Genomic DNA, 25998 nt, shown 5'->3' with positions numbered 1-25998 from the left:
TTACACCGCTGAAATGTCCGCATAATCCAACCATTGCCAATGAAGTGCAATATGACGCAAACAACTTGGCAATACCGGGGAACCAGTTCACCAGGGCGATATGCAGGCTTTGGTTTCTCAGCACATGACCGACGCGCAGGAATACGATCTGCATCATCCTTACTATTCGTCACTTGCGGATCTGTCCGGCGACAAGGATTTCCAGGGTTCGGATGATTACCAGATGCCCGGTGATCGCTATGTGCAATATATGCAATCCGCTCTGGGGCAGGCCGGTTTCGAGACCTACGAAGAACAAACCAAAGACATCGTGAAATCCATCGAGAACATGGAGGCTCTTGCCCGAGAGGTCGAAGATCCGCATCTGCGTGCTGCAATGGACGTGCAGATCGGAGAGCTGAAGGGCGATGTTGCCGAGTTACGCCCATACGACACCGACCTGCAGGCGTACACTGTTGCTGACGACAGTTACACCACATCCATGACTGCAGCCGAGCGGGACAGCCTGGACCCGTCCGAGGCCGAAAAATGGCTGTCAGTGCGTGACGACATTGTTGCAACCGCCAACAGCTTCGGTCTCGACGGAAGCAAGTTCCTGGCCCGCTACAACGATCATGACAGCGTTTCAGTCGGCACAACGGCGACTTGGAAAGACGCGGACATTTCCACCGCTGCTGCCCATTTCACCAGCCAGGGCGTTCCGGACAGCTATGAGCGCGCCGAGGCCGTTGTCGGTGAGCTGCACCAGGTTTCATCCAGCAAGATTGCCGCCGTGGTGCAAGAGATTGCCCATACCCGCGAACAGGCAATCCACGTTCATGAAGATGAAGGCCACAGCTTGTAAGGCCACGCAGAAAGTACTTTTGATACAGCAGGGCCAGATTCAGGCTCGGTGCAAAACAGGGTGGCATTGAAATTTCCGAACGGGATTGTTGAAAACCGACCCTTCGCTGCACCTTGCCTGAACTGGTAGGGAGCGGGACTTTGCCGCCATTTACTTTGTATCTACGACGTGGGTCAGCCCCGCACCGTGAATGGCGAGGAATGAACAATTGGTTCAATCGCGCTGCCGTCGTTTTCGGTGGCGTGACGCTCGAAAGTTTTGCAATCCGCCGGCAAAATTGTCCCTGCGCGGGCTTCGGAGACAAAGATATGCTTGCTGTTCTCGGACGTCACGACAACTGCTGCCGGTGTGTCCAGCGTTCCGACAAGGATTCCAATCCTATCGGGCCAACGTTCGAAAGTGAGCGCCAGCTTGGTCCCACAATCGGCACAGAAATGGACATTAACATCCTTACCACTGCCTTCTGATGGCAGCGTATAGATTGACGGGCTACTCCCGGTGAAAGTGAATGGCCCACGCTCGAAAATGGGTTCTATCATTCGATCGGACCCGGTGGCGCGCTGGCAGAATCGACAATAGCAGATGGTTACCCAAAGTGGTTCACTTCCAGTGTCGTAGCTAACTTTGCCACAAAGACAGCGGCCCTTGCATCCGGATGACATGTCTCTCTCCAACCTGTTCACTGCATCAGCTATTAGGAACAAGGAATGGTCTGAGATCAACAATATAAGTCATTCCCTGAGTGTCAGCCTTGGGTGGCGGTTTAAACGGGTCGACGCACCAATGACCGCAGTGCGGAAAACCGGTCGATCGCTGCGCACGCCTTGGATGTCTCAGATGCGGGACAAAGTGAGCTTTGGCTGAAATCACACGAAAGTCCATTTTGACACCAACCGCCCTGCACCAAATGTTGGACCAAAATGATCACTATGAACCCATCTCTCTCGCCAAAAACGGCTCGGGGCTGTCCGTTTCTTCCAGACCTTTATCTGTGATCAGCCAAAATCGATTGCCAACATTTCGCAGAAAGCTGCGGTCGTGGCTGACAAGCAAACACGATGCATTGTGCTTGATCAATTCATCCTCAAGAGCCTCCTGTCCTTCAATGTCGAGATGGTTTGTCGGCTCATCAAGCAAGTAGAAATTCGGATTTTTGAGCCGCAGTATCAGCATCGCCAAACGCGCCTTTTGACCGCCGGACAGCGCGCCAATTTTAGTGTCTTGCATCTGTATGTTCACACCCGCGCCCGCCAAAACACCGCGCGCGCGTTGGTCGCCAATGTCAAACTGGCCCGCAACAGCAGTCATCGGTGTGTCGCCGTCCGAAAGCTGGCTCAGATGCTGATCTGAATAGGCCGACACAACCGAGGGGGCACATTTGACCGCCCCAGTATTCCCTGAAAGTGCACTTTGTACCATCTTGACCAATCGGGTTTTGCCGGTGCCATTGGCTCCTAAAAGCACGATGCGGTCTCCCGGCAAAATCCATTTCTGCCCGGTCTTGTACAACAAGCGACCGTCCGGCGTTTCCACCCGTGCGTTATCCAAAGTGACAAGAGCCTTGGCATGCGTTCCACTGTTCACCAGTCTGATATCACCAGCGCTGCGTTCATGGTGGGCAGGTTTGGCACCCGCCTCAATCTGTGCCGCGCGATCATTTAGCTGTTTGGTCTTGGTCACCAATAGGTCAGATCCAGAATTGATGCCGATGTTCTTTAGCTTCGCTGCCTGTTTGCGTAGCTGCTGTGCTTTGTTCAAATCATTGGCAAACCGCCGTTGGTCAGCGGCGTCCGCTTCATCAAGCGCGGCACGTGCCGCCGAAAATGGAAGCGAAAGAACACGTGACCTATTCGTACGCAAAAACAGCGTTTTGTTGGTGGTCGCATCAAGAAATGCACGGTCATGAGATGTCACGACAACGGGTACTTCACGTGGCAAGGCAGACAACCAGTTCTGGAGCAAGCCTATACGATGCAAATCCAAATGATTAGTTGGTTCATCCAGCAATAGGATATCTGGCTCCTGAATCCAGGTGGCAGCCAACAATGCAGTCCTCTGCCACCCCCCGCTCAATTCGTTGAGCAAACGATGCTGTAACTCATACGGAACACTCAGATCACCAAGCACGACATCCACACGCCAGCTTTCATATTCTGCCTGCTCGGCAGGAAGGGCACCCAGCACCCACTCATAAAGCGATTGGTCATAGGCGCGTTCCGGCACGTATTGAGTTACATATCCGGCTCGCAAACCGCGCGTCCGGATTATACTCCCGTTGGTCGGTTCGGATTGACCGGCCATGCATTCCAATAGTGTCGTCTTACCGCGCCCATTTGCGGCAACCAATCCAATACGATCACCCTTGGAAATTGTCAGGTTCAGGTCATCGAAAAGGAGGTCGCCACGGATTACGCTTAAAGCGTTGATGTTCATCACAGTCATCGGAGTCTCTGCTCATAGAAAGAGGTGCCGCGGTGCGGCTTTGGGCAGACCGATAGAAAGGTTGTTTCTCGGGCCCGCCCTGCAAACGCATTTACAGGGCGAAACGGGGACCATGCTGAAGTCGGCGGATGATACGCATGTTCAGCTTGTGCCCTCCCGTTGTAAATTGTGACTGTGATCTCAGACCTTAAAAAACAATTCCCGTCTCAGCAAGCCGCTCGATAAGAAAAGCAGACATTTGCCGCATCGCAAAAATTGTAGATTTGGGCTCTCTCGGCACCTTCGCCGCGTGATCCGCGAACGGCTGCTTGCACGAATGTATGATCCTGCCCCCTACCGGAGTAGACCCCCACCTCGGGGTGGCCCTATTTGGTTTGGCCGACCGCAGGGCTGATTTTGCGGTTTTCTATTTCTTCAAACCAACCCGGTTTTTTCGGCAACTCCGATCATTGTTCGCCCACCCTATTCGCTGCCGCCTTGATCTTCTTGTCTGTGTTGTACTGGCTCAGCGAGTACACAGCCCATATTGCGGCCGGAATCCAGCCAATGAGCGTCAATTGCAGGAGCAGGCAGAAAAAGCCCTGGAATGGCCGCTTGATCGTAAAGAACACTACAAACGGGAGCAAAATTGCGAGTATCAATCTCATCTAAAATGACCTTCTGATAGTTAGACCGCTATGTTCTCACGAACATGGTTAAACGCAGATTTACTGAAACAGCACCCCCGTCAAGCGGAGGCACTGCTTTCTGGCCGTTTGGCTCTCATTTTCTCCATCGCCATATCTTTCGCTGACCGGCTTTTTCGTTTCGCAACGGTGTGCTGCACGTCAAAAGCTGCCTGAAGTTCCTGATCTTTTTCCGAAACCTCTTTCACCGGGGCAGGGGCCGGTTTCGCTTCAGCCAGCGCCTTTGCCGTGTCCCTGGCTTGCTCTACAGCCAGATCGAGGTGTGTCCCCTTGATCTTCGGACTATCGCCACCCAAGAACTGCATGAAATACGGATCTTCAAAGTACCGGATCTTGTTTGCAATCACCGGCATCTTGCCTTCTCGGATCAGCACAACCTCATTTTCAGGCAGTCGGCCAACGTGTTCCGGCCGGAGCAGGCGAATGCCTTCCTCGCGTTCCGATATGCTGCCCATTTCCATTTTACCAAGCGCCCGAGACTTCGATCTGCTCATAACTGTTTTGTCACCAATGGACCTGGACACGTGTTCGCGTACCTCTGAATCTTCAGAGGCTGCAAACATCTGCGTCCCGGCGTTTGCCAGCATCGCCCGTACACCTTCATGCCCATAAATGTCCTGCAGGCGCGACAGCGTTTGAGAAATCACGATGATCCGACCGCCGAACGATCGCATGGTGTCATACGCTTCAACGACACGTTCAAGGTGGCCGAGGCGCTGAAACTCATCGAGTAGTATCAGAACTTTGAACGGCTCGTCTTCACCCGGCTCAACGGTTTCGATGGTGTTCACCAGATCGAGGAAGAACAGACGAATGAGCGTCCGGAACTCTTTGACCTTTTTCCCAGGCACCGAAAAGTAGATCGAGGTGGGGCGCCGACGCAGATCCTCAAAGTTGATGTCGTTGCCCTGCGTAGCTCTGGCTACAGATGGATTACGCCAAAGCTGAAGGCCAGAGTTGTTCATGACGGAAATCGTTGACCGCAGGATCTTGGATTCTTCGGCTGCAAGATTCAGGAACTCATCTGTTGCCCGGGCATAGCCTACTTCTTCAGCCATCTTTTCGTAATCCTTTTGCCTGGTTGTTTTGACCAGGCGCAAGACCTCGGAAATGTACGGACGGTTCCGCTTGATTGCCAACATCGCCATTGCGCAGAACATGCCTTCGACGCCGCCCATGAAACCTTGCGCGGACGAGCTGGGCGTGTCGAACATCTGGGTTGCGACCTGAATTACTTCTTCCCAGCGCCGATCCAGATTGTTTGCCCGAGCTGCGCGGCGCAGCGGGTTATAGCTGTGGCTTTTGTCGGGGTTCTCGGGATCGAACACAAAAACCTCATCGCCCATTGCTGCCCGACGCGCACTCGTGGTCTGGAAAATCTCGCCCTTGATGTCCAGGACGACGCAAGAACCATTGAAACGCAGTACGTTCGGGATCACAAAGCCGCTGGTTTTGCCCGAACCTGACGGGGCAATGAACATCGCGTGTGGCTTTTGGACACCGGGGCCGGGCTTATAGTAGATCGCGTTTTTGTCCTTTGGCTCACCAAATTTGGCAAACACGATTTCACTATCCAGTTTGTCTTTGAGCTTCAGTACCGAAGCATAGCCCTCCTGGACGAGCTGAGGGGCCTTTGCAAAGGTCGCATCACCGTATTTCGTTGAGGGACCACGCAGCGCAGCCGCCACGAATGCAAAGGTCAAAACCCCCACCGCGACCACCGCCACCAGACCCATGATCTGCTGCGTCTCTGCAGGCTGTGCCATGAACTTCTCTGGGATCGCCCAGATGTCCAGCCCCCGGAAACCTTTTGTGTTGAGGTATTCGATGACCAGGCCGACCACCAACACCGCACAGGCTGAAGTAGCGATGAAGCCCATTGTGCCGGCTATCGCTACCTTCTTGCCTTTGGGTAGATCCTGAAACTCAGCCATCACCCAGCTCGCGTTTGAAAAAACACCGGATTCCGAATTCGACGCGCACGACGCCAACCAATTCCCAACCCGCTTTTCCAATTTCAGCAAAGGCATCTGCGGCATCGTCTCTTTCGGTCATCATCGCATCCCAGTACTCAAATCTCTTCATCTCGTTTCTCCTTCAGATAAGCTGTTCAGCAGTCATCAGAGGCGGGAAAATCACGCCGTTGACCTTCCGTTCGTCTCCGATTTTCTTCATGTGAACGATCATGTGAATGGTGGCCCGGATGTCATCAATCACCTCGGCTTTCTGAACGGTCGGAGATCCGCGCCGCACCATTTTGCTCATGCGTCCAATGGCATCTACGGGCGAATTTGCGTGCATGGTGCAGACAGATCCATCGTGGCCGGTGTTCACCAGTTCCAGGAACATATTCGCGTCGTCGCCCCTGATTTCACCGCAAACCAGCCGGTCAGGCCGGAGGCGAAGCGCCGATTCAAGCAGCTTTGTCGGGGATCGTGGCCCATTGTCTTCGGAACGATCTGCAAGCAGGCTCACGGCATTGGGTTGCTCGATGTCAAGCTCTGCCACTTCCTCAATCGTCACGATCCGCTCGCTGGGATCGACGCGCTTCAACATCGCGTTCAGAACAGTGGTTTTGCCCGACGATGTACCGCCTGCAATAATCACGTTCCATTTGCTTTGCATCGAGAGGTCGGCCAGCTCGTCAAAGCCCATCGTACCCGCTGCAAGCGCCGCCCGCGCATTCTCAAGTGCGCTGTGGTCGTTGTTTTCTGCCAATGCGGCCTCTTTACTGGCGAAGCTGAACGCGCCCAGGTCAACGCTTTTCACGCGGAGCAGGCGGATCGCAACGGACCCCACGCCGGTTGTCGCAGGTGGGATAACAACCTGCACCCGAGCTTTGCCCTCTTTTGTCGGGACATTAGCCGTCGCAATCGGCTTCTTTTCTCCGAAAGTCACGTCGCTGAACCCAGCCACACACCGCCCGATATTGCCAACATCATCCCTGGTCAGAGTGATGTCTGTCTTGGTCATGTGGGTTGTGCCCATTTCCTCAACCCAGACCGTTCCGTCTGGGTTCACGGAAATCTCGCTCAGGTTTTCGTCATGCAACAGATGCTCGATCTTGGTGGTGTAGTATTCCAGAAGGCCGTTGCCGTTCCGACCTTTCATGTGCTTTTCCTTATTGTCGGGTCAAAAAAGGCCGTTGTTGCGGCTGTCTCAGAAGTTGTCGAACACCACGTCACGCTGCAGGATGGCGTTGATGCGGCTTCCCTGATCCACATAGATAGTTGGCGTGATCCGCAAATAGTCCTCCAACGCCGCTGCAGTGGCATTCTGCAAATTCGAACCGACCTGCGTTGCCAGATCCGTTTGTACCGAATTGCTGCTATCGTTATCGGCCACCAGCGCGACCGGCGCGATCCCGATGATTGAGAGCAATGCAGCAGTTCCAAACCGTTCACCGAAATGCGTATCAACCCGTCCGGTTGCGCCAGACCGGCCCTGACCATCTGTACCGGCTGAGCCGATTTGCGCGGACAAGCCGTCCGGCGTGATAACCCGGCTCCAAACGACAGCGATCCGCGTTTGCGCCAGCTTTGTATCAGCGCGGTATTCGCCATAGAGTTTTGATCCGCGGGGCAAGAGCAGTCTTGTCCCGTCCATCGAATAGACGCCGCGCGTGATTGTCGCCACCACACTGCCCGGCAGCTCCGAGCTTACTGCCCCACCAAACACAGCAGTCAAAACCGTTCCCTGTGTCAGCGTGCGCGACGGATCGTCAATGATCGAAGCCCCCACAATGGGCGGATATTCTTCGACCAGATTGTTTTGCCATGTCGTGTTCGGGTTTTCCAAATAGCCGCGCTGTTCTTCAGGCAGGCGTGTGTTTTCCGGCTGAACCTGCACAGGTTGAGGTGCTGGTTGCACGGGCTGAAAAATGATCGGCTGCGACCCGCTGTTGATGGGCTGGTAGTTCTGTTCCTGAGCCATTGCACTAGAGGCCAGCGTGACCAGGGCGAGGGTGAGTGCTGTTCTGTTCATCGTCAGCTCCATTAGTTTTTGCCGTATGGGTTTTCATCGAACACAATGCCGTCCGACTGGTTCTGGCGCTCGCGCATCCGCTTGAGTTCTTCGAGCCTGCGCCGTTCGTCCTCGGTCAGAGTTTGGGTTTGCAGATGGCTCATGCTGGCGAGCGCCCGTGCCTCGGCATCAGCAATCGCCTGGGCAAGCTCTGTCTGAAACTTCTTCTCGCGCTCGTCATATCTGACCTCCAAACGCTCGTTGGTCAGATTGAGAGAGGCGATTTCACTGTCTTTTTCTGACAGCGAAACTTTTGCATCGGTCAGCTCGCCTTGAAGATCGGAGATCCGACCATTCTGCTGTTCGATGGTTTTCAGGGCTTGTTTGAGCCCTTCGGAATCAATCTGCACCGGCGCTGTTTCGGGTGTCGCAACAGCTATGGTCTCGGGCAGGGCATCTGGTTCTGGTTCGTCCACGTCCGGCCCCCGTGCCGTAAGCAGGCCATAGCGTTCGCCACCGCTTTGTTGCAGAGCATCAACGCGGACACCTGCGCGGCTGTTCTTGGCGTCATCGCCCATCACAAACCAAACGAAACCGAGGAACACCGCCCCCGCAACCGCTACGCCAACAAGTTTCTTAGGTTCGAACTTTTTTCGGGCGCGTAGGGGCGGTTGTTCAGCCGCCGCCCGTGCCGCAATTGTGTTTTCGCGGTTCATTACTTGCTGCCCCCCGGTTGGACTGTTTGCGAGGTGATGGGTCTACCAGACTGGCCGCGAGCGCTGGCTTCCCGGTAATCGTCGCCATCGTTCCGGACGCAGATCGAGTCGTCCTCGATGCGCAGCGTCCAAAGATCGGAAAGACCCTGCACCTGAATAATGCCGCGCTCTTTCACTGTGGTGTTCACCATCAGCTCCCGACCGTCAGGCAATACACGGAAAATACCCGGCAGTTCTTCGTCCTGCGGGATCTGCATGTATGTGTGAACGCCATCGTCCCAAACAGCGGTCGGTGCGAAATCTGCTTTGCCCGACCGTGAATAGTTTTGGTTCACGAACCGCCCGGTTGGCTTGGGTTCGCTTCGCGCGACCTTGCCACGGGTCGTCGTGGTTCCACCTTTGTTGTTGTTATAGAAGGTGACTCGGAACGGCACCCTTTTGCGTTCAGCGGTCGTCTCAGCGGGAACAAGATAGAAGTTGTACGAGCCGCGATTGGTCAAAACCGTAAGGTTCGAATCCGAGTTGAGGATTTCCGGTTTGAACGCGATCACGCGGCCTTCCTGCAGGCGGGTGATCTGAAAGCTTTCGGTGTCGCCCGCACCGATGCTGCGCACGGTTTCACCCTGCGGAAAATGAACGTATGTGATCAGGCGTTCACCCACAGGGATGCGGTACACTTGGTTCTCGACGTAATGGAAATGCGTAATGCGGTGATCCGCGTTCTTTCCGTCCGATGTCGGTGTGATTTCCGCCAGAACGGGCATAGAGAGAGTCAGGATTGCGGCAGTGGCGGTTGTGAGTGTCTTGAAAGGTCGCAACATCAAATCTCTCCCATGGCGTCTACGCGATAGTTGGTGACGGTGAAACCAAATGGATTTTCCAGAAGCTCATCCATCGACGTCACGATTTTTTCCTCAAACCCGTAGGTCACTGTGACCACGTACCGAGCCGAGGCGATTGGTTGGTTTGGAATGACCAGTGACTTGCGGATCTCAACCTGGACCGTCTCGTCATTGACTGGCGATACACCGAGAATTTCGGTCTGTACCTTTGTTTTGGGCGTATAGATCTCGTCCGGATGGCTGTCGTTCGACCCGTCCCATAGTTCGCGGTAAGACGTTTCGGCCAGCTCATCAGAGCGGCGCAGAACCGATTTCAGGCGCTCGTTGTTGTCCTGCACATCATAGGTTTCCCGGTCGCGCACATAATTTGCGACTTCGCGGAATGCCATCGCCTCAGACGGTTCCAGTTCTTCGACCTTTTCTGTCAGCAGCACCGGCAGTTTCGTGCCCGGATCAATGGAGAATGGAACCGCGCGGATTTCCTTCAGCGGAAGGAGCAGCGCCCAACCAATCATCGAGGCCACGCCCATTGCCATGCCAACCATACCAAACACCTGCCATTTGAAGGCATCGCGACGTGCGCCCAGAAAAAGTTCTTTTTCGTGATCTGTCACGTGTGACATTTGCTCTGTACCTCAGTTTAAGAAGATTTCTTGGGGTTTGCGCGCGCGGCTTGAATGCTCTGCCGGTAGCGATCAGCGGCGTAGCTCTGACGAGCTGCGCTATCCTGGTTGCGGGATCTGTGTGCGATGTCCCGACGCGCTTGCATTGCGCGGGAGGCGCTGTCACGAACGCCGGTCCCATCGCGGGCGGCAGCGGCCATTGCGGCGGCAGTCTTGCCCCCGGCAACTGTGCTGCGTCCGGCACCAACAGTCGTGCCCATCACATTTCTAGCGGCTGCTGCGGCACCCGAGGCCACTGCAAGTCCCGACGATGCGGAAACGATTGCGCCGGACATTCCACCAGCCAGTGACGGGATTTGCGTCAGCATAACAATCGAGACAATGCAGACTGCGAGGAAACGACCGCTCGCCGTCATGTTGTTAACATCTTCAACCGCCGTTAGTTCTGCAGTGAACAGCGATTGTATGAGAGCGACAATACCAGTCAGGACAACGATGACCATGATGAGGCCGACTGTCGTCTTCGCCCACGCAGCGAAGATGTTGGCCGTTGCGGAGCTAAGCAGCGTTGCAATGAACACCGGGGCCAAGCCAAGCAATACAGCTAGGCCACCCTTGGCAATCAGCGCCATGCCTGTTCCAAAAGCAACAATAATTGCACCGACAACCCAGAGAACGGCACCCGTAATACTCAGACCCCACGTTGCATTCTCAATTGCTGTTTGGCCCATCAAGAAGCATTGAAGAGCTATTTTATCGAGAGCTTCCCACACGCTGCCCGATCCTGTCAGTGCCCCGGCTATGGTGTCAGGCAAACTTTGAACGCCTTGATAGATGGGTTGAAAGTAAGACCAGCTCGACGCCATGCTAATGATAATTGTCGCTCGAATAGCCCATCCGACATAGCCACCGAACCCGATTTCTCTGATCTGAAGCACGCCGTTGATTAGCATCATCACAAAAATCAGCGCAGCGATGACCCAGAGGGCGGATGCGAGATCCGCCGCCAGGCTGTTGAACGCTTGCTGTGAAAAGTTGTTGATCGCTGCTTCAATCGAGCTGACAAAATCCTGGATCACGGCCCACATGCCTCCTCAATCAGTGGCCCAAGCGCCCTCAATCTCGTTTTTTGCTCTTTCTTAAGGGCGGCCAGATTGTTCGATGGTTGGTTCCAGAATTCGTCTTGATCAGCACCGACTTTCTTCACGGCTTCGTCCCGGCTCAGATTGCCCAACGGACACTCGGTGCTGAAGGACTCGCTAGCTTTCCGCAGATGGCATTGCTCGACGGTCAACTCGTGAGCCGCAATAATCTGTTCGTTCAAAACTGCATCGGACCAGTTGGTCACGAGATACTGCTTGTCCTCGCCTTGACCTGCCTTTGCCATGCGTGACTGGTCATCCTTTACGAACTGCTTTGCGAAGTTGTTAACTCCGCTGTACCCAAGGCAGGTGCGGTACTCACCGAAGGGCCAATCAGCTTTCGGCGTGGAGATAAAGCTGACTTCCGCAGAAGCCGCCGAAGCCAAGACACTGGCAGCGGCTAGTCCTGCGGAAAGAGTTGCACGAATATTCATTGAGATTCTCCTCTTGCGTAATTGCTAAGCGTGGTGAGATCCGCTGCGTTTGCAGCAAGATCCGTGCCCGACGCCAGAGCATTAGCCGAGGTTGTGCGTAAAATTTCAATTTCAACTTGAAGGAGTTTCAGAAGAACCGCCGTATTGAAGTCGATTGCATCCTTCAGATCTTCTTGCTGGCCGATTTCACCGCGCAGTTTTTCAGCGTCTTCGGCAAGCTGACCGGCCATGTCATAGCCATTCTCACCCAGAGCTGACGCCATCAGGCCCGCTCCGCCGCGCTCAGAGAGAATGCGACGCGCGGGCACGTCTGAAGTGCTGAACTCTTTCAGAATGCCGTTGTTCAGACCCAGATTGATCGAGCGGCGTTCCATCGCAATCCCGGCCACGCCTGGGAGGTCGCCAATTGTGTCCTCGGTCGCGTTCAGCGCATAACCGAGCGTGTCGGCTGCCGACGCCAGTTTCAAAAAGCTGCGGCTGTTGAATTCGTCCAGGTCAGTTAAGCCAGAAATGGCCTTAAAGGAGTTTTCCAGCATGGCACGTTGCTGTTCCAGCTTCTCGTACTGTTGCAGCAGCTGTTCATACTGGCGGACCATTTCGGCGACTTCACGGGCTGAGTTGGCTGCATTTTGAGTGATGTTCGCAGAGTCCACGACCGGAACACCCTGGGCCGATGCTAGGACGGGCAGCGCGGCCAGAACTGAGACGGCGACGCTTGTGCGGAAATTCTTCAGGACATTCATCAGACAAGCTCCATGTTTTCAGGGGGGGTCATGCGCTCAAAGTCGCAGGCGCATTTGCTGCGATAGCCCGAATAGGTGTTTGTGCAGGCGGCAACAGTGGCCAGAACAACGAGGGCGAGGAAAAGGCGAGATTTCATGTGATTTCCTTCCAGAAGTTGGGGTTTTGACGCCATTCCGGATCAGGGAACGACTTGCCGTCTGATCCGCTCAGAACACGAAGCAGGGGGCCGAGTGCGCCGACGTCAACATCGAGCCAGACACTCTCATCACCCTTTTTCATAAGCATTACGCGGTCGCCAAAATGCGCCCGCAATGCGCCCAGCTCTGAATCGTTCAATCCAATTGCCCGGTAATCCGATTCATTGCCGGATCGGGACGGGAACAAGAGCTGCGTGCTGGTGTTTTCAAGGATCGACTTACTGGCCGCTGATGACAGGATGTGATCGGGGATCTGCGTCATCATCATCATCATGACGTTCAGCTTCCGATAGGTGGTGTAGGCGTTCTTGAGAATTTCGGCGCCGTAAGCGTTGCCAGCGATCACCCAGGCTTCATCAATGACAAAGACAGTCGGCACCTTAGAGGCACACCGGCGTTCGATCTGGCGCATGACGTAGCTGATCCACGCCAGCCGGACCAACGCGTCATCCAGAACCTCGGAAATATCGAACACAAGATGCCGGTCACCAGAGGCAAACGGATCTGTGCCACCTTCACCAAACATCCACGACAAGCGCCCGTCACCTGCCCATTCGCTCGCCCGCTTGTACAGGTTCTTGCCGTCATCAAAGGCTCTGAACCGATCCACCAGTGAATCGAAGTTCTGAAGCTGTGGGGGCAGGGTGGCGTTTGCTTGGCACGCCTGCGTTACTTCATCCTTTTGTTCTGTTGTCAGCGGATCATCATAGCTCAAAAGGGCAATGACCCAATTCGCCAGCCAGCTTTGTCCAGCTTCATCCGTTTCTGTTTGGAACGGGTTCATGCCGGTGGGTTCGCCAACCCGAACGCGGGTGTATTGCGCCCCAAGTGCCCGCATAGGGGCTTCCATGGCCCGGTCTTTATCAAACGCGATGATCCGTGCGCCCTGCGCAACCGCCATCGTCGCCAGCAGCATTGCAATCACGGTCTTACCTGAGCCGTTTGGGCCGAGAACGATAGTATGGCCGGAAGGAAGATTTTCAGCGTCCGAGCTGGTCTTGGGCAGGTGCAACGAAACATCGTAGCTGTCGCCATGTGTGGTCGGGAACGTCGCCAGTGGTCCAGGCCACGGCAGCTTATTCTCAGGCAGACCCTTTGGCCGCATATGAAACGCTACCATGTCCGCAAAGTTCTGATCTGTGATCAGTTCTTCACGCGCTCGGAACGCGAAATTGCCGGGGTGCTGCGCGAAATACACCGCCCGCGCCGACATCGCTTCGCGTTTAACCGTGCCGCCTGAAATCTGAATTTCACCGATGATATGCTTCTCGGCGGTTTTCAGATCTTCCTCAGTCCCGAACACGCAGACCGACAGGTGGTGTTTGCCAAGAGACATTGTTCCGGACGCAATCCCATCCGCCAGAATGGACAAATCCTCTTGCAGTGACGTTGCTTTGTCGCCAGCCGAGCGCATCTGACCCGATTTGCGGCGTTCCATTTCTTGCGCCTTTGAACGGCTGATCGGCAGGAACGATTGCGAAATCACCACATCAACCGGCAGATCCAGCCCGTCGAAAATGCCGGGGAATGACGCCATCGGATAGTTTTTCAGGGAATAGACGCGAATGGAGCGTTCCCGGTCATCGCTCGTTACCAGCTTGCCGGTCTTGCCCTGAAACAGCACGTCCTCTTGCGGCATGTTGAAGGCAATTGGTTCTGCAATGTTGGTGTGAATGATGGGCTGATAGCGCCCGTTCAGCAGCATTCCATAGTAACCCAGCCAACGCCCATCGCTGAGCTTCAGCCGGTTAACTCGGCTTTCGCCCAGCGTGCCCGCCAGTGTGGTGAACACACCGTCGAGCTGTTCCATCATTTCGCGGCGTTCCTCGTCGATCATTCCTGACGACATGCCGAAGATTTGCTTGGCGCGTTCATCCTGGCGCTTTTGCAGAATGGCGCTGATGATGATTTTGCGCTCTTTCAGCTCTGCATCGAGCGAGGCTGACCGCATGGCTTCTGCCAAAGCTCCGGCAAAGCCGGTTGTGTCCGTGATGACATGCCCTGTCTCGGCAGTTACGGTCACTCGGTGAACGTAAAATGCGACCTCATTTGGAGTGCTCCGCAATACACGTTCAAAACGCTCGGCCAAGAACTCGAATTCGTGTTCGTCCAGAGTGTTTGCGTTGATTCCGGTGATTTCTGCAGCGGCGATCAGTCCACCGTTGCGGGTGGAAATCACCTCATCGTCCACGACATAGCCATAGGGCAACATCTGAAAGAGGTTCATTTCATCCTTGCGCCATCTCGGCTCAAGCAAAGAGCGGGCAAGGGTAAACAGATCCTTTGAAGCAGGCTTAGGCACTATAGAAATCTCCCCCGTGGTGCTGACGGTTTTTGGTGCGTGGTGTCTTGGAGAGCGTGACGGACAGGATGCGGAAGAATGCCGGTTCCCATTCGTAAAAGAGGCGCAGCCCGGTATAGAAAACAAAGCCCGCAATGATTGCTGGCGCTATCCCGAACATGAAGAACGAAAGCATGGTCATCCCCAGGATCACCAGCAGATAGATCACGGGCAGGCCGCCCCATTCAGCGGGGCGGCTCAGGCCGCGAAAGACCGTATTGCGGCGCGCCATCAATCAGGCTCCGATAAAGGTGTCTGCGAGGCCGATAACTGCACCGACGACGATTGCGATCACCGGACCTTTCAGCGAGCCCCAGCCGAACACATAGGCCAGACAGCCCCAGATGAAGCCAACGGCTGCAAGGCTGACGCCAACGACTTTCGAGTCGGCCAGTGTCTCGTTGATGAAATCACCAATGGCATCCTGCAGCCAGCCAGCGGAGGCCGGTGCTGCGCTGACGATGGTGATTGTCAGCGCAAAGAATGCCACTTGTTGGATGAAGTGGTGCCGTTTCATGGGGGGTCTTTTCATAGGTCTTTACTCACTTTGCTTAGGATGATCCGCACGTAGTCGCGGGTTTCGGTGAACGGGGGGATGCCGCCATACTGGACGACGCGATGGGGACCGGCGTTGTAGGCAGCGAGCGCCAGTTTCCAGTCTCCAAACTCACGGTACTGCGCAGCCAAATAACGAGCGCCACCGTCGAGATTTTCTGCGGGGTTCTTTGGGTTCACGCCCAGGTCTTTTGCCGTTCCTGGCATGAGCTGCGCGAAACCGATGGCACCTTTGGGCGACAGGGCATCAGCCCGATACCGGCTTTCCTGCCAGACCAATGCCATGAACAACTCGGTCGGAATGTCATGCCGATCCGCCGCTGCATGGATTTCCTTGACGATCCGTTCCTGCGACCAACCACCAGAGGCTTTGCGAGGCCGCGGTGCTTTTCCCGCAATCTCGATCTTTGCCGTGCGCTTCGCATTGGGCGGTTGCGGCTGTTCGTCTAGCGCGTATTCCCGCATCCGGATTGGCTTCACGACGCCATCAACGATTTCCGCCCGCGCACCGTTCAGGAACACGCTGCCATCGGGCTCGTATTCGATGACCTGGGAAAAAGCCGGGTTGAACGCGGCGAACCACAACCCGAACATCGAGGCTGACCGACCGCAAAACGTTCCAAAAGACCGGCTAACAATTACGTTATCGGATTTGATTTCGCGTTGTTTTGAACGGGATGGCTTGAGCAGCCTTAATGCTGCCGCACCTGTTTTGTAGGTTGCGGTTGTGTTCCGGGTGCAGATCCTTCTGAGCCTGAGCGCAATCTCTCTTCGGTGTAGCACCACATGCATCGAAGAGGGCCTACTGCGAGAAGTATCAGGCTCGTTTTTGGTGCTTTCTGCTGCGACGAAGGCCACTGTGATCACCTTTCCGCCTTTCAATAAATAGGTCAGTAGTTTTTACATAATAGTCATTATGTGATATGAACACTGGAGTCAGAGGGGGAGGAAATCAGACGCCGGGCCACCACTCGGAAGCCGCTACCGGCTCCACAGGAGTCCCACGCTCATGCCGATCTTTTCAGCCCTAAATCCGTAACCAAGTGTTCCGAATACCTGCCAATTCGTGTCCTCAATCCTGGCTGTCCCGCCGACCGAGAACGCCGAAGATCCTGAGTAATAGCCGTACCCCATGGTCACAGCCTGAACGGTTCCGTCCGACAACGTTGGCACTTGCGCAGCGAGAGCCATTGCAATGCCGTCATTTGCGATGTCGGCGTTGCGGTCGACCTTTGACTCCAACTGGTTCACGCGACGATCTGTGTAGTTGTTCGCTTGGTTCAGGACGTTGGAATTGCCGTTGTCGATGTACTGACGAACTTCGCCGTTCAGATCTTCCAAGAGAACTGAGCCATTCTCGATTGTCTGGCTGTTGACGGAACCGTCAGCCAAATCCTCGTTTTGGATCGTGCCATTGGCGATGTCGTCAGTCGTTACGCTGTTGTCGATGATCTGAGCCGACCCGACCGAGTTGTCCGCAAGGTCCGCCTGCGTCACCGATTGGTCGATGATCTGAGCCGACCCGACCGAGTTGTCAGCAAGGTCCGCCTGCGTCACCGATTGGTCGATGATCTGGGCCGATCCGACCGAGTTGTCAGCTAGGTCCGCTTGCGTCACCGATTGGTCGATGATCTGAGCCGACCCGACCGAGTTATCAGCGAGGTCCGCCTGCGTCACACTGTTGTCGATGATCTGGGCCGATCCGACCGAATTGTCGGCAAGGTCATTCTGCGTAACCGAGCGATCCTGAATGTCTGCGCTTGATACGCTGTTGTCGATGATCTGCGATGACCCGACAGTGTTTGCGCCGGGGGTTGCGGCCCCTGCTGCTTGAATACGGTCGTCAATGGCCTGATTGATCGAGGTTTCCGAAATGCAGGGCCGTCTGTCTGTCTCGTTGTCTTGCCCAACTTCACAGGTGCGGATTGCTCCGTTTCCTGTTCCGTTGCCCATGATGACGCCAGTCGTGTTTTGTGCAGAAGCCGGATTTGGGTGGCTGACAAGTATCGTCAGGCCGACTGCTGCGCCAAGGGTTAGAGTTTTGGCAACCCCAAATACCCTGTTGGCATTCACGAAGAACACGCCGCGTCGGTTGACTCCCCCCTTCTCGACATGATTCTTGGGGGCAGCATTGAGTGATGCTGTTTTTACCATAGTACAGTTACTCTCTTGATGTGTGAGGAATGCCCCGGATGGATTAGGGGCGTTTCAGGTCCTGCCGGTTGTTGGCGCAACCGACAGGACCGTTCTTTGCTCGATTAGTTTCCTTCCTCTCGCTGCATTCCTGTTTCCAGTCCTTCAGCTCAGATACACCAGGGTTGACGTTCGCCGCCGTTGTAAGGTCGCGCGAGACCTTCCGAGATCAACACAGGCCCGACGTCCCGATCACCTGCGCGCGCAACCGCCAGGAAACGGCCATACCTGTCTCGCTCGGGTTCGATCACCAGTTCGACCTGCCCTGCGGTTCGAATGATCTCCGTCAGCCGGGCTTTGGCCTTCAGGCCTTGGGCTTTCTCTGCATCACATTGTGCGCGGAAGGTTTCAGGCGCATCAAAACCAACAAGCCGATACCGATCTTCGCCATGGTCAAGTGTGTCTCCGTCAACGGCAAACACCTCGGACGCGTCCAGGATTACCGTAGTTTGTCGCTGTTTAATCCACTGGGCAAAAAACAACGTCGCTGTCATCGCTGCGCAAAAGTAATATAGCCTTTTCATGCCCCCTGCCCGCCAGCTGGAGAGTACAAAGCCGGTAGCTGCGAATTCTCACTACCCATCACGCCGTGCCAGACGGGGCCAACCATGAGATCGGCGACAAAGATGCAGGCAAGCTTTTGCAGCGCGACAAAAGAGATCAGCGGCGCTACCGAGCTAGATTGATCAGAGCTCTGATTTCTCGTCGAACGCCTGGGCTGCATTGAGACCGTCCGGAGTAATGGACTCGATGGTGTAATCTGAATTGATGCACAGAATACGGCCGTCACCAAATTCGTGGTGGTGTCTAAAAAGACCCGGCCAAAGATCAAACTCTCTGGCGACCGCGCCTGCGCGGGAAATCTTTGATTTACACAACGCTCCGACGAAGGTCGGCGACGTGTAAATGCAGTGATATTTTGGTCGTCCAAGGGAAGCGAGCCCAATAAATTCGTAGCGGCACGTAAAGGGAACCTGATCTTCTATCAGGCCCCGAACCATGTCGATGGTTACCACAGTGTACTGTCTCTTGTTGTCCGCCATGACGACCCCCTATGAATCGCCTTCTACACTCAAAAGTTGTGGACTAAAACGCAATCGACGTCAATATAGGTAGTGATGCCAATTTACGAAACCGGATTGCCAGAAGTATACCGCGCAGATATTGCTTACGCGATTCGCAAGCAGGAGAGATGATGTTGAAACGCCTCAAACCCGGATTAATGCCCCATGCAAAAGCCCTTGCGGTTGCACTCGCAGCCCTGCCCGCGTCGCAGGCAAGTGCCTATCCAATCGATTGCGCCATATTCTTATGCCTTGCAGGCGGCTGGCCCGGGTCTCCCGACTGCACCGCAGCCAAGGCTGAGTTCATTCGGCGTGTCACACCCTATCCTGTTGAACCGCCCCTTCAATTATGGCGCTGCCCGATGAATGCGTCGTTTTCTTCTGGAGATCGAAGCCCGATGCAGCGATTGGACGCCATCAAATCCATCAGTGCCAACCCAAAACCTGAGCGGCCTTCGATGGGGGCGACGGAGGCTTCCATTGTGGATGTTTCCGTCTCAATGAATGTGTGGCCGGAGGGGGTTTCTGCCTTGCAGGCAGGCCCGGAATCAACATTGGCCAATGTTGATTTGTCGTCCTCGGATTTTGACGTCGTTCGGTCTATCAAGGTGTGGGATGTGCGACATTACAGTTACCGACGTCGTTCTCGTGAGGGAGACTGTGAACGCTCGCTTGACCTGGTTGTTGGCACTTACGACGACCATGCGAATTTCCATTGGTCCGATCATTCCCCCTCGCCGATCCCGTCCTGGCTGCCTTTGGGCAATCGCTGTGAGCCCCCGAGCTACTTCCGTGGTGTTGGCGTCGAATGGACAGATACGTTTGGGTTCAGCGACCACGAACTCGTGAAGTATTGATCCGCCGCGGTTAGCGAAACTTCGAGGAATTTTTTCAAACCCAAAAAAGAAATCCCCGCAAGGCGGGGCCTCTGCGGGGATCTCTGTAAGTCACGTTTGAACACCTGATTTATAGCGCAAATCCCAAAATACTGGCAAGGAAAAACGCATCTGTGCGAACGGTATTTCTTTGCCTGCAATCAGAGGTCTGAGACGCCTTGCTTCACTTATGAGAAGCAAACATGAACCACAATCATCCTGCGCAGAACGAGTTCGCAATAAACCAACCTGGCCTTCCAAACGTGTCCCGAGTGAGACCAGGCGCATGAGTTTCCAACATCTCGCAACAGTCCATCTTCAGCCACTGACGCGCTTTCATAACGGCCTTCCCGACAGTTGGAACCGGGATCGGTTCCGTCAGCTTTGCGTGAACTACGCCCAGTTAAGGGGCGCCTCAGCACAGTGCATTCGAACCTTTGAAATCATTATCGACATGATCTCCCCAACAGTGTTTCGGGACATGTCCAAGGAACCATTCTGCTATGCCCGCCAGGAAACGCTCATCGCCGGGCGTGGCTTGACAGACCGCACCATCCACAACCACGAGCGCGAATTGGAAGCTTTTGGCCTCATCGAGCGCAGGCTTGGCGCTAATGGTGCCCGGTGCAAACGCAAGGGACTGGGCCTCTATCTGACCCCTGCCCTGAATATCATACCCGACATGCTCGAGGCTCTGGAAAGAGTCAGCATAAAGAAGGCTGAGCACGACGAGTTGCGCGGGTCTAGATCTCGCCTTTATCGCTACGTGAAGCACAGCTTGGCCGCATTGCTGTCCCTCCCCTGCCCTCCTGATGGTGTAGACGACATGATGGACGAGTTTCGGTCTTGGCCGCGTTCCGACAAGCTGAAATACATGTCATTGGAAAAGCTCAGGACCCATGTTCAGGCGGCACAAGATCTGTGGGAAAGAGCCGAAGCGATCATACAAATCCCCATGAAAATTGCGGGTGAACCCGAAGTTGGTTTCGGGTGCCATATACAAGATCAAATCGAAGAAAAAATCTTGTCCTGTAACGCTGATGGCGTGACACCAATGCCCTCGGCCAAGGCCTCGGAACCAATTTGTTCCGGCTTAGAAAACAAGCATCCGGCGGATATGGCATCGCACAAGGCCCCAAAGCTGCCTCGGGTGAATAATCGCATCCTCTATGAGTTGGCGTCACTCGAGCTGCGTATGCATATCGACATCGCCGGTGGCGGGGATCAAAATTCCAACCCGTCGCTCTTTGCCATTGAAACTGGCGTTTGGACGCGGTTGTCGGAAATTGGCACCAACCTCTCTGCCTGGCATACAGCCATCGATCGCCTGACTCTGATGGGCGCTATTCTGGCCGGATTGATCACGGATGCCCGACTAACGGATCCCAAGCACCCGCCGGTTGTCAGCCCGGGTGGCTATTTCCGGGGCATGGTTCAGGCCGATGAACGAGGAGATCTGGACCTGTTGTCAAGTTTCATGGGACTTCTGGCGCGAAGGGCCAGGGAGGAGGAACGAGGGTGCTGCGACGCGAACAACACCGGTTGAGATGAGCGGTCGGTTCTTTCGATTTAAACTCGGTCATAAATCGCGACATTCTGTACGCTGATGTCATCAATAACGGTGGACCTTCCGTCGGTCGCGGGCGTACAAATTCGTCTGCCTTTCAATGGTATAGGTGTGTTTTTACCTGGCTAAGGGATTTCCCGAATGTCACCGGCAGGCAAGAACATCTATTCGGGCTCGAACGCCACGCAGAACAGAAAGACGATCTATGAAAATCGCCGACATTGGCAGCTCCGAATTGGATATCAGGCAGACAGGTGAGGCCCGCCTTCAGGAAATCTGCAACAGGTTTGGATTGGAGAATGCCTCTTATGCGCATATCGACAAAGCGCGGAACGTCGTTCATGGCTGCACCACATTTCCAGCGGATTGGGTCAGGCACTATGTCGACAATGATCTGATCCTGGCTGATCCCCTCATTCGGTTTGGCGCAAGCATTATCGCGCCGATGGATTGGACGGTTTTTGACAGCAAGCCAGAGTTTGTGCCGCTGTTCAAAGCAGCCAGGGAGTTTGGTGTTGGTGAACACGGGATCTCTGTTCCGGTTATCAACCCGTTTGGCGAGCGCGGAGTGTTCACTGTCACGTCCAATATGTCTCGCCCAGAATGGGACGTCCTGCTCCCGAAAATTCTCCCGTCACTTCGTCATGAAGCCCAGATCCTGCATCTGCTGGCCCTCGATGTCATTGACTCTGTGTTCAGCTTTTCCTCAGATGTCTTGTCCGATGACGAGCAGAGCATTCTGAAGATGCTGGCGTCTGGTCTGATCTCCTCTGTCATTGTGCGCCAAACGGGGTTCTCGTCGCGGATGGTCGAAAACCTGACAGCCTCAATCCTCACGAAACTCAAGAGCCGGTCAACAGAACAGGCTGTTGCGCGCGCAGTGACCACCGGAATTCTCAAGTGGACTGACTTCTTTGCTGATCCAGTTGCCGAGATTGTCGACATGGACCAACAAAGACTTTGCGGTGGGATCGTTCGCTGGACGGGCAACTCCCACGAGCTGATCTCATTTGAAGATGGGTGGTTTGTTCGACAGCTCGATAGTTTCCAGCCGACCCAGGTCGCGGCGGTGGCCGCTGAATTCAAACTTGATCCAAGGGAAATAGCCGAGGTGATTGGAGAGACCGTCGATCAACGCGTGTGGGTCAGATATCTCTGAAGAATTTGGGTCAATTTCTGCCTGACCTAAACATAACCGTTCTTATCAAACCTGAATATCGCTCACAACACACACACGCTCTGTAGATCTGGGCTCTGGTCATCCGTTGACGCGCGCATAGCCAATTTTCACGGGATCTTTTTGCATAGGGTTTTCGCATCATTTTGACGAGAGCGGTCTTACGCTGCACCCGTCTTCAACAATCGAGACGCGGGACAAAACCGACCTTGGGTTTTTTGCCTTCGCTGGCGCAGCATCACTTTGCACGTGCGGCGGGTTTTTTGCTGCGTCGCAGTCCAAGTCGCGGAAACGGCCTTTCCCAGCTGGCTTCGAAGGCCTGATCCAAACCGCGCTTTCGCTGCATGGTGGTTGGACATGAAAGACGCGGACTAAACCGTCGTTCGTTCAATGCCCGCTTCGGTGAATTCATCCGGTTTCGGATACTTCAAACAAGGTATCCAGTATCGGACAGTCTGGCACATCGCCACGACTGCATTCTGCCGCCATCGCTTCCAGCGCATCTTCCAACCGATGCAGGGACAGTATTTTCTCTTTGACCGACGCAAGGTGATTGACCGTCATGCTGTGAACCTCACCGCAGGTGAAGTCGCGTCGATCCACCATTTCCAGCAAGGCTCGGATTTCTTCAATGCTAAACCCGATCTCACGCGAACGCTTGATGAAGGATAGGCGCTTGAGCTGGTCGTGATTATATTGCCGGTTGCCGCCCGCTGTTCTGTCGGGTTTTGGCATGATCCCAATTCGTTCGTAGTATCTGATCGTCTCGATGTTCACGCCCGTGTGCTTCGACATTGCACCGATTGGATAGCCTCGCGCATTCGTGAACTCAGCCATCGAAAACCCCCTTGCTTCTGTAGTTGCTACAGATCGTATCTTACATCTCGAAACTTGAAAAGCGGGTTCTTGAATGAATGACGTAATTGATGTCGATCTCAAACAGGTCGGCCCCGAAACTAAAAAAGCCCGCATGATTGCGGCTGGTGGTGTCCTTGGTGCTCTCGCAGCATCAACCTGCTGCGTTGTTCCATTGATCTTTTTCAGCCTTGGCATTTCCGGTGCATGGATCGGCAATCTGACAGCACTTGAACCTTATAAGCCTATCTTTATTGCGCTTACACTTGGATTCCTCGGCTATGGCTTCTGGATGGTTTATCGCAAACCCAAGGCCTGCGCGGATGAAGAAGCCTGTGCGCGGCCACTTCCAAATCGGTTGGTCAAATTCGCGCTTTGGGTATCGACGGTTCTCATCTTGATTGCGTTGTTTTGGAACTGGATTGCGCCCGTCGTTGCACCCATTCTTCTTGGTCTGTGAAAGGAACCATAATGAAACTCCACACTCCCGTCTTAGCCCTCATCGGCCTGTTGGCCGCTTCTTCCGTTTTTGCGGGAGAGCAAACCGTGACATTCTCGGTTCCCGGCATGAATTGCCCGAGCTGTCCCTTTATCGTTGAATCAGCGATGGGAAGCGTAGAAGGCGTCACGCAAGTAACGGCGGATGCTGACACGCTGACAGCCGAGGTCGTCTTTGATGACACCGTTGTGAGTGCTGAGGATATTGCTCTCGCATCAGCTGCAGCCGGATATGAAGCTGATCTTGTCGCTGTACCATCCGATTCCTGATCGCCTCCAATGAAAGACGGATCGGCAGGTGGCATCCTTGCATTTATAGTTGCGGCCCCGGTGGTCGTGATCTGCTGCGGCGGACACGCCGCTGTCCTTGCATCTATGTTGAGCGGGGCTATCGGTACAGCAACCGGCCTTGATATTCTCACCACCCTGTTGATCGCTGTTGGAGTTGGTGTCGGCGTTCTTGCTATTCGGACGATTGTTCAAAGCCGTCAGAACGGAGACGCCAGAGACAGAAATACAAAGGAAACCTCGTGAACAACAAACTTCTCAAGACAGGCATTGTCGGCACAGTGATAGCTGCGCTTTGCTGCTTCACACCCCTGCTCGTTGGCCTTCTTGGTGTCGTTGGGTTGTCTGCTGCTGTCGGATATCTCGATTATGTTCTCATGCCTGCTCTGGCGGTGTTTGTCCTCATTACGATCTACGCGCTGATCCGTCGCGCACGAAACGCCAATTCCTGAAAGGCTGCTCCATGTCAGATTGCTGCACACCTCCCAATACTGAAACTGACACCTTTGACCTTGTTGTAATCGGCGCGGGTTCTGCCGGTTTCTCCGCTGCTATTACGGCAGCGGATGAAGGCGCGCGTGTCGCCTTGGTTGGATATGGCACGATTGGCGGCACATGTGTGAACGTCGGCTGTGTGCCTTCCAAGACCATGATCCGCGCCGTAGAAACGCTGCACACTGCAAAGGCGGCCAGTCGTTTTGATGGTATTGAAGGCTCTGGCCAAGTCACCGACTGGAAAGCGATGATCGCACAGAAACAGGTGCTGGTTGATGATCTGCGCGCCGCGAAATACGTCGATGTGCTGCCAAACTACGAGGCCGTGACCTATATTGAAGGTCAGGCCGTCTTTCAGGAAGATGGTTCGATTCAGGTCGGTGAACGTAACCTGAAACCCACAAAGGTCATCATTGCGACCGGATCATCCCAACATGTCCCTGACATTCCTGGTTTGGCTGAACTTGATTGGTTGGACAGCACGTCCGCCTTGCAACTCGATCAGCGGCCTGCGTCCCTAATGGTTATGGGCGGCGGATACATCGGTGTTGAAATTGCCCAAGTCTTTGCGCGGGCGGGTGCGACCGTCACAATTGTGACCCGACGCGGGCTGCTCCCTGAAGCCGAACCAGAAATTAGTGCGGCTCTCACGGAAGCCTTTGCAGACGAAAGTATCTCGGTTCTCGATGGGCTGTCCTATGATCGGCTGGAAACCACCGAGACGGGAGTACGTCTACACGCCACTCGAAACGGTCAGCCCATGACTGTTGATGCAGAAAGGCTAATGCTGGCGACGGGGCGTGTTCCAAACACCAGATCACTGGCGCTTGATGTTGCCGGGATCGCCACGGATGCGCGAGGTGGCGTTGTGGTTGATCCTGCGATGAACAGTTCCCGCGACGGCGTCTATGCTGCTGGCGACGTGACTGGTAATGATCAGTTCGTCTACATGGCGGCCTACGGGGCGAAGCTGGCGGCGAAGAACGCCATGAACGGCAACTCGCTGAGCTATGACAATAGCATCATGCCCTCCGTGGTCTTTTCTGATCCCCAGATCGCCAGCGTCGGAGTAACCGAGGCGCAGGCCACCGCAAATGGCCATGAAGTCGTAACATCTGTGTTGGGTCTTGAACATGTCCCGCGCGCACTCGCGGCTCGCGACACCCGTGGTCTCATCAAACTGGTGGCAGATAAGCAAAGCAAAAAGCTGCTTGGGGCCCATATTATCGCACCAGAGGGATCAGATACGATCCAGACCGCTGCGATGGCTCTGAAAATGGGCATGACCTACGATGACTTGGGCGACATGATCTTTCCATACCTTACGACCGTCGAAGGGCTTAAGCTGGCGGCGCAAACGTTTGAGAAGGACGTGGCAAAGCTGTCTTGCTGCGCCGGATAATGAGTACTCTTGACCGCAGCCCATACCTGGACTGGTCAGACGTGACTGACCCCGT

The 25998-nt window shown here is 54.7% G+C and carries 31 protein-coding genes; 9 read left to right on the top strand and 22 right to left on the bottom strand.

Annotated features, from left to right (window positions below):
• Window positions 1–100 precede the first annotated feature (100 nt).
• Window positions 101–844, top strand: coding sequence for a hypothetical protein (locus AC2FI8_RS19735; protein ID WP_496780691.1), 744 nt, complete (start codon window positions 101–103; stop codon window positions 842–844).
• A 173-nt stretch (window positions 845–1017) separates the two neighbouring features.
• On the opposite strand, the gene AC2FI8_RS19730 is transcribed toward AC2FI8_RS19735, so the two are convergent.
• The 21 genes from AC2FI8_RS19730 to AC2FI8_RS19630 form a co-directional block, all read right to left on the bottom strand.
• Window positions 1018–1506, bottom strand: coding sequence for a GFA family protein (locus AC2FI8_RS19730; RefSeq protein WP_496780690.1), 489 nt, complete (start codon window positions 1504–1506; stop codon window positions 1018–1020).
• Window positions 1507–1771: 265 nt separating this feature from the next.
• The gene (locus tag AC2FI8_RS19725; RefSeq protein WP_496780689.1) at window positions 1772–3286 is read right to left on the bottom strand and encodes an ABC-F family ATP-binding cassette domain-containing protein; all 1515 of its coding nucleotides are present in this window, start codon (window positions 3284–3286) and stop codon (window positions 1772–1774) included.
• Window positions 3287–3732: 446 nt separating this feature from the next.
• A complete protein-coding gene (locus AC2FI8_RS19720) occupies window positions 3733–3933 on the bottom strand; it encodes a YqaE/Pmp3 family membrane protein (RefSeq protein WP_496780688.1) in 201 nt (66 codons plus the stop codon).
• 80 nt (window positions 3934–4013) lie between these two features.
• Window positions 4014–5906 carry a type IV secretory system conjugative DNA transfer family protein gene (locus AC2FI8_RS19715; protein ID WP_496780687.1) on the bottom strand — a complete coding sequence of 631 codons (1893 nt, stop codon included), beginning with the start codon at window positions 5904–5906 and terminating at the stop codon, window positions 4014–4016.
• Entirely contained in the window at window positions 5899–6057 is a 159-nt protein-coding gene (locus tag AC2FI8_RS19710; RefSeq protein WP_496780686.1) for a hypothetical protein, read from the bottom strand. The genes AC2FI8_RS19715 and AC2FI8_RS19710 overlap by 8 nt, the downstream gene beginning before the upstream one ends.
• A 12-nt stretch (window positions 6058–6069) precedes the next feature.
• Window positions 6070–7083, bottom strand: a complete 1014-nt coding sequence (locus AC2FI8_RS19705) for an ATPase, T2SS/T4P/T4SS family (RefSeq protein ID WP_496780685.1) — start codon at window positions 7081–7083, stop codon at window positions 6070–6072.
• 48 nt (window positions 7084–7131) lie between these two features.
• Window positions 7132–7956 carry a TraB/TrbI/VirB10 family type IV secretion system protein gene (locus AC2FI8_RS19700; protein ID WP_496780684.1) on the bottom strand — a complete coding sequence of 275 codons (825 nt, stop codon included), beginning with the start codon at window positions 7954–7956 and terminating at the stop codon, window positions 7132–7134.
• Window positions 7957–7967: 11 nt separating this feature from the next.
• Complete coding sequence (locus AC2FI8_RS19695; RefSeq protein ID WP_496780683.1) at window positions 7968–8651, bottom strand: hypothetical protein; 684 nt, start codon at window positions 8649–8651, stop codon at window positions 7968–7970.
• Window positions 8651–9472, bottom strand: a complete 822-nt coding sequence (locus tag AC2FI8_RS19690; RefSeq protein ID WP_496780682.1) for a TrbG/VirB9 family P-type conjugative transfer protein — start codon at window positions 9470–9472, stop codon at window positions 8651–8653. The genes AC2FI8_RS19695 and AC2FI8_RS19690 overlap by 1 nt, the downstream gene beginning before the upstream one ends.
• Complete coding sequence (locus AC2FI8_RS19685) at window positions 9472–10116, bottom strand: VirB8 family type IV secretion system protein (RefSeq protein WP_496780681.1); 645 nt, start codon at window positions 10114–10116, stop codon at window positions 9472–9474. The genes AC2FI8_RS19690 and AC2FI8_RS19685 overlap by 1 nt, the downstream gene beginning before the upstream one ends.
• Before the next feature lie 17 nt (window positions 10117–10133).
• On the bottom strand, window positions 10134–11195 hold the full coding sequence (locus tag AC2FI8_RS19680) for a TrbL/VirB6 family protein (RefSeq protein WP_496780680.1): 1062 nt from the start codon (window positions 11193–11195) through the stop codon (window positions 10134–10136).
• A complete protein-coding gene (locus tag AC2FI8_RS19675; protein WP_496780679.1) occupies window positions 11192–11692 on the bottom strand; it encodes a hypothetical protein in 501 nt (166 codons plus the stop codon). The genes AC2FI8_RS19680 and AC2FI8_RS19675 overlap by 4 nt, the downstream gene beginning before the upstream one ends.
• On the bottom strand, window positions 11689–12435 hold the full coding sequence (locus AC2FI8_RS19670; protein WP_496780678.1) for a type IV secretion system protein: 747 nt from the start codon (window positions 12433–12435) through the stop codon (window positions 11689–11691). The genes AC2FI8_RS19675 and AC2FI8_RS19670 overlap by 4 nt, the downstream gene beginning before the upstream one ends.
• Window positions 12435–12572: a hypothetical protein gene (locus tag AC2FI8_RS19665; protein ID WP_496780677.1), complete on the bottom strand. Its 138-nt coding sequence runs from the start codon at window positions 12570–12572 to the stop codon at window positions 12435–12437. The genes AC2FI8_RS19670 and AC2FI8_RS19665 overlap by 1 nt, the downstream gene beginning before the upstream one ends.
• The gene (locus tag AC2FI8_RS19660) at window positions 12569–14935 is read right to left on the bottom strand and encodes a VirB4 family type IV secretion/conjugal transfer ATPase (RefSeq protein WP_496780676.1); all 2367 of its coding nucleotides are present in this window, start codon (window positions 14933–14935) and stop codon (window positions 12569–12571) included. The genes AC2FI8_RS19665 and AC2FI8_RS19660 overlap by 4 nt, the downstream gene beginning before the upstream one ends.
• Window positions 14928–15206, bottom strand: a complete 279-nt coding sequence (locus AC2FI8_RS19655; protein WP_496780675.1) for a VirB3 family type IV secretion system protein — start codon at window positions 15204–15206, stop codon at window positions 14928–14930. The genes AC2FI8_RS19660 and AC2FI8_RS19655 overlap by 8 nt, the downstream gene beginning before the upstream one ends.
• Before the next feature lie 3 nt (window positions 15207–15209).
• Window positions 15210–15506: a hypothetical protein gene (locus AC2FI8_RS19650; RefSeq protein ID WP_496780674.1), complete on the bottom strand. Its 297-nt coding sequence runs from the start codon at window positions 15504–15506 to the stop codon at window positions 15210–15212.
• Window positions 15503–16123 carry a lytic transglycosylase domain-containing protein gene (locus tag AC2FI8_RS19645; protein WP_496780673.1) on the bottom strand — a complete coding sequence of 207 codons (621 nt, stop codon included), beginning with the start codon at window positions 16121–16123 and terminating at the stop codon, window positions 15503–15505. Before AC2FI8_RS19645 ends, AC2FI8_RS19650 begins: the two co-directional genes overlap by 4 nt.
• A 387-nt stretch (window positions 16124–16510) precedes the next feature.
• Window positions 16511–17683: a YadA-like family protein gene (locus AC2FI8_RS19640; protein WP_496780672.1), complete on the bottom strand. Its 1173-nt coding sequence runs from the start codon at window positions 17681–17683 to the stop codon at window positions 16511–16513.
• 149 nt (window positions 17684–17832) lie between these two features.
• Window positions 17833–18246, bottom strand: coding sequence for a thermonuclease family protein (locus AC2FI8_RS19635; RefSeq protein WP_496780671.1), 414 nt, complete (start codon window positions 18244–18246; stop codon window positions 17833–17835).
• 162 nt (window positions 18247–18408) lie between these two features.
• Window positions 18409–18765 carry a hypothetical protein gene (locus tag AC2FI8_RS19630; RefSeq protein ID WP_496780670.1) on the bottom strand — a complete coding sequence of 119 codons (357 nt, stop codon included), beginning with the start codon at window positions 18763–18765 and terminating at the stop codon, window positions 18409–18411.
• A 152-nt stretch (window positions 18766–18917) separates the two neighbouring features.
• Here AC2FI8_RS19630 and AC2FI8_RS19625 point away from each other — a divergent pair, with 152 nt between their 5' ends.
• The 3 genes from AC2FI8_RS19625 (at window position 18918) to AC2FI8_RS19615 (ending at window position 22387) form a co-directional block, all read left to right on the top strand.
• The gene (locus AC2FI8_RS19625) at window positions 18918–19643 is read left to right on the top strand and encodes a hypothetical protein (protein ID WP_496780669.1); all 726 of its coding nucleotides are present in this window, start codon (window positions 18918–18920) and stop codon (window positions 19641–19643) included.
• A 304-nt stretch (window positions 19644–19947) separates the two neighbouring features.
• A complete protein-coding gene (locus AC2FI8_RS19620) occupies window positions 19948–21207 on the top strand; it encodes a helix-turn-helix domain-containing protein (protein ID WP_496780668.1) in 1260 nt (419 codons plus the stop codon).
• Between the two features lie 226 nt (window positions 21208–21433).
• Window positions 21434–22387, top strand: coding sequence for a helix-turn-helix transcriptional regulator (locus AC2FI8_RS19615; RefSeq protein ID WP_496780667.1), 954 nt, complete (start codon window positions 21434–21436; stop codon window positions 22385–22387).
• Between the two features lie 426 nt (window positions 22388–22813).
• On the opposite strand, the gene AC2FI8_RS19610 is transcribed toward AC2FI8_RS19615, so the two are convergent.
• Window positions 22814–23242 carry a MerR family transcriptional regulator gene (locus tag AC2FI8_RS19610; RefSeq protein ID WP_496780666.1) on the bottom strand — a complete coding sequence of 143 codons (429 nt, stop codon included), beginning with the start codon at window positions 23240–23242 and terminating at the stop codon, window positions 22814–22816.
• 73 nt (window positions 23243–23315) lie between these two features.
• Here AC2FI8_RS19610 and AC2FI8_RS19605 point away from each other — a divergent pair, with 73 nt between their 5' ends.
• From AC2FI8_RS19605 to merA, 5 genes are read left to right on the top strand one after another with little or no spacing between them, the layout of a single operon-like run.
• Window positions 23316–23720 (top strand): mercuric transporter MerT family protein, encoded by a 405-nt coding sequence (locus AC2FI8_RS19605; protein ID WP_496780665.1) that lies wholly within the window; start codon window positions 23316–23318, stop codon window positions 23718–23720.
• A gap of 11 nt (window positions 23721–23731) precedes the next feature.
• A complete protein-coding gene (locus AC2FI8_RS19600; protein ID WP_496780664.1) occupies window positions 23732–24028 on the top strand; it encodes a heavy-metal-associated domain-containing protein in 297 nt (98 codons plus the stop codon).
• Window positions 24029–24037: 9 nt separating this feature from the next.
• Window positions 24038–24292 carry a hypothetical protein gene (locus tag AC2FI8_RS19595; RefSeq protein ID WP_108862381.1) on the top strand — a complete coding sequence of 85 codons (255 nt, stop codon included), beginning with the start codon at window positions 24038–24040 and terminating at the stop codon, window positions 24290–24292.
• On the top strand, window positions 24289–24498 hold the full coding sequence (gene merF / locus AC2FI8_RS19590; RefSeq protein ID WP_496780663.1) for a mercury resistance system transport protein MerF: 210 nt from the start codon (window positions 24289–24291) through the stop codon (window positions 24496–24498). Before AC2FI8_RS19595 ends, merF begins: the two co-directional genes overlap by 4 nt.
• Window positions 24499–24509: 11 nt before the next feature.
• Entirely contained in the window at window positions 24510–25943 is a 1434-nt protein-coding gene (merA, locus tag AC2FI8_RS19585; RefSeq protein ID WP_496780662.1) for a mercury(II) reductase, read from the top strand.
• Window positions 25944–25998 lie beyond the last annotated feature (55 nt).

The organism is Ruegeria sp. CDSB029 (genome assembly GCF_059611125.1).
The sequence above is the reverse complement of the archived record's forward strand: the minus strand, read 5'-3'. Positions and strand labels throughout refer to the sequence as shown.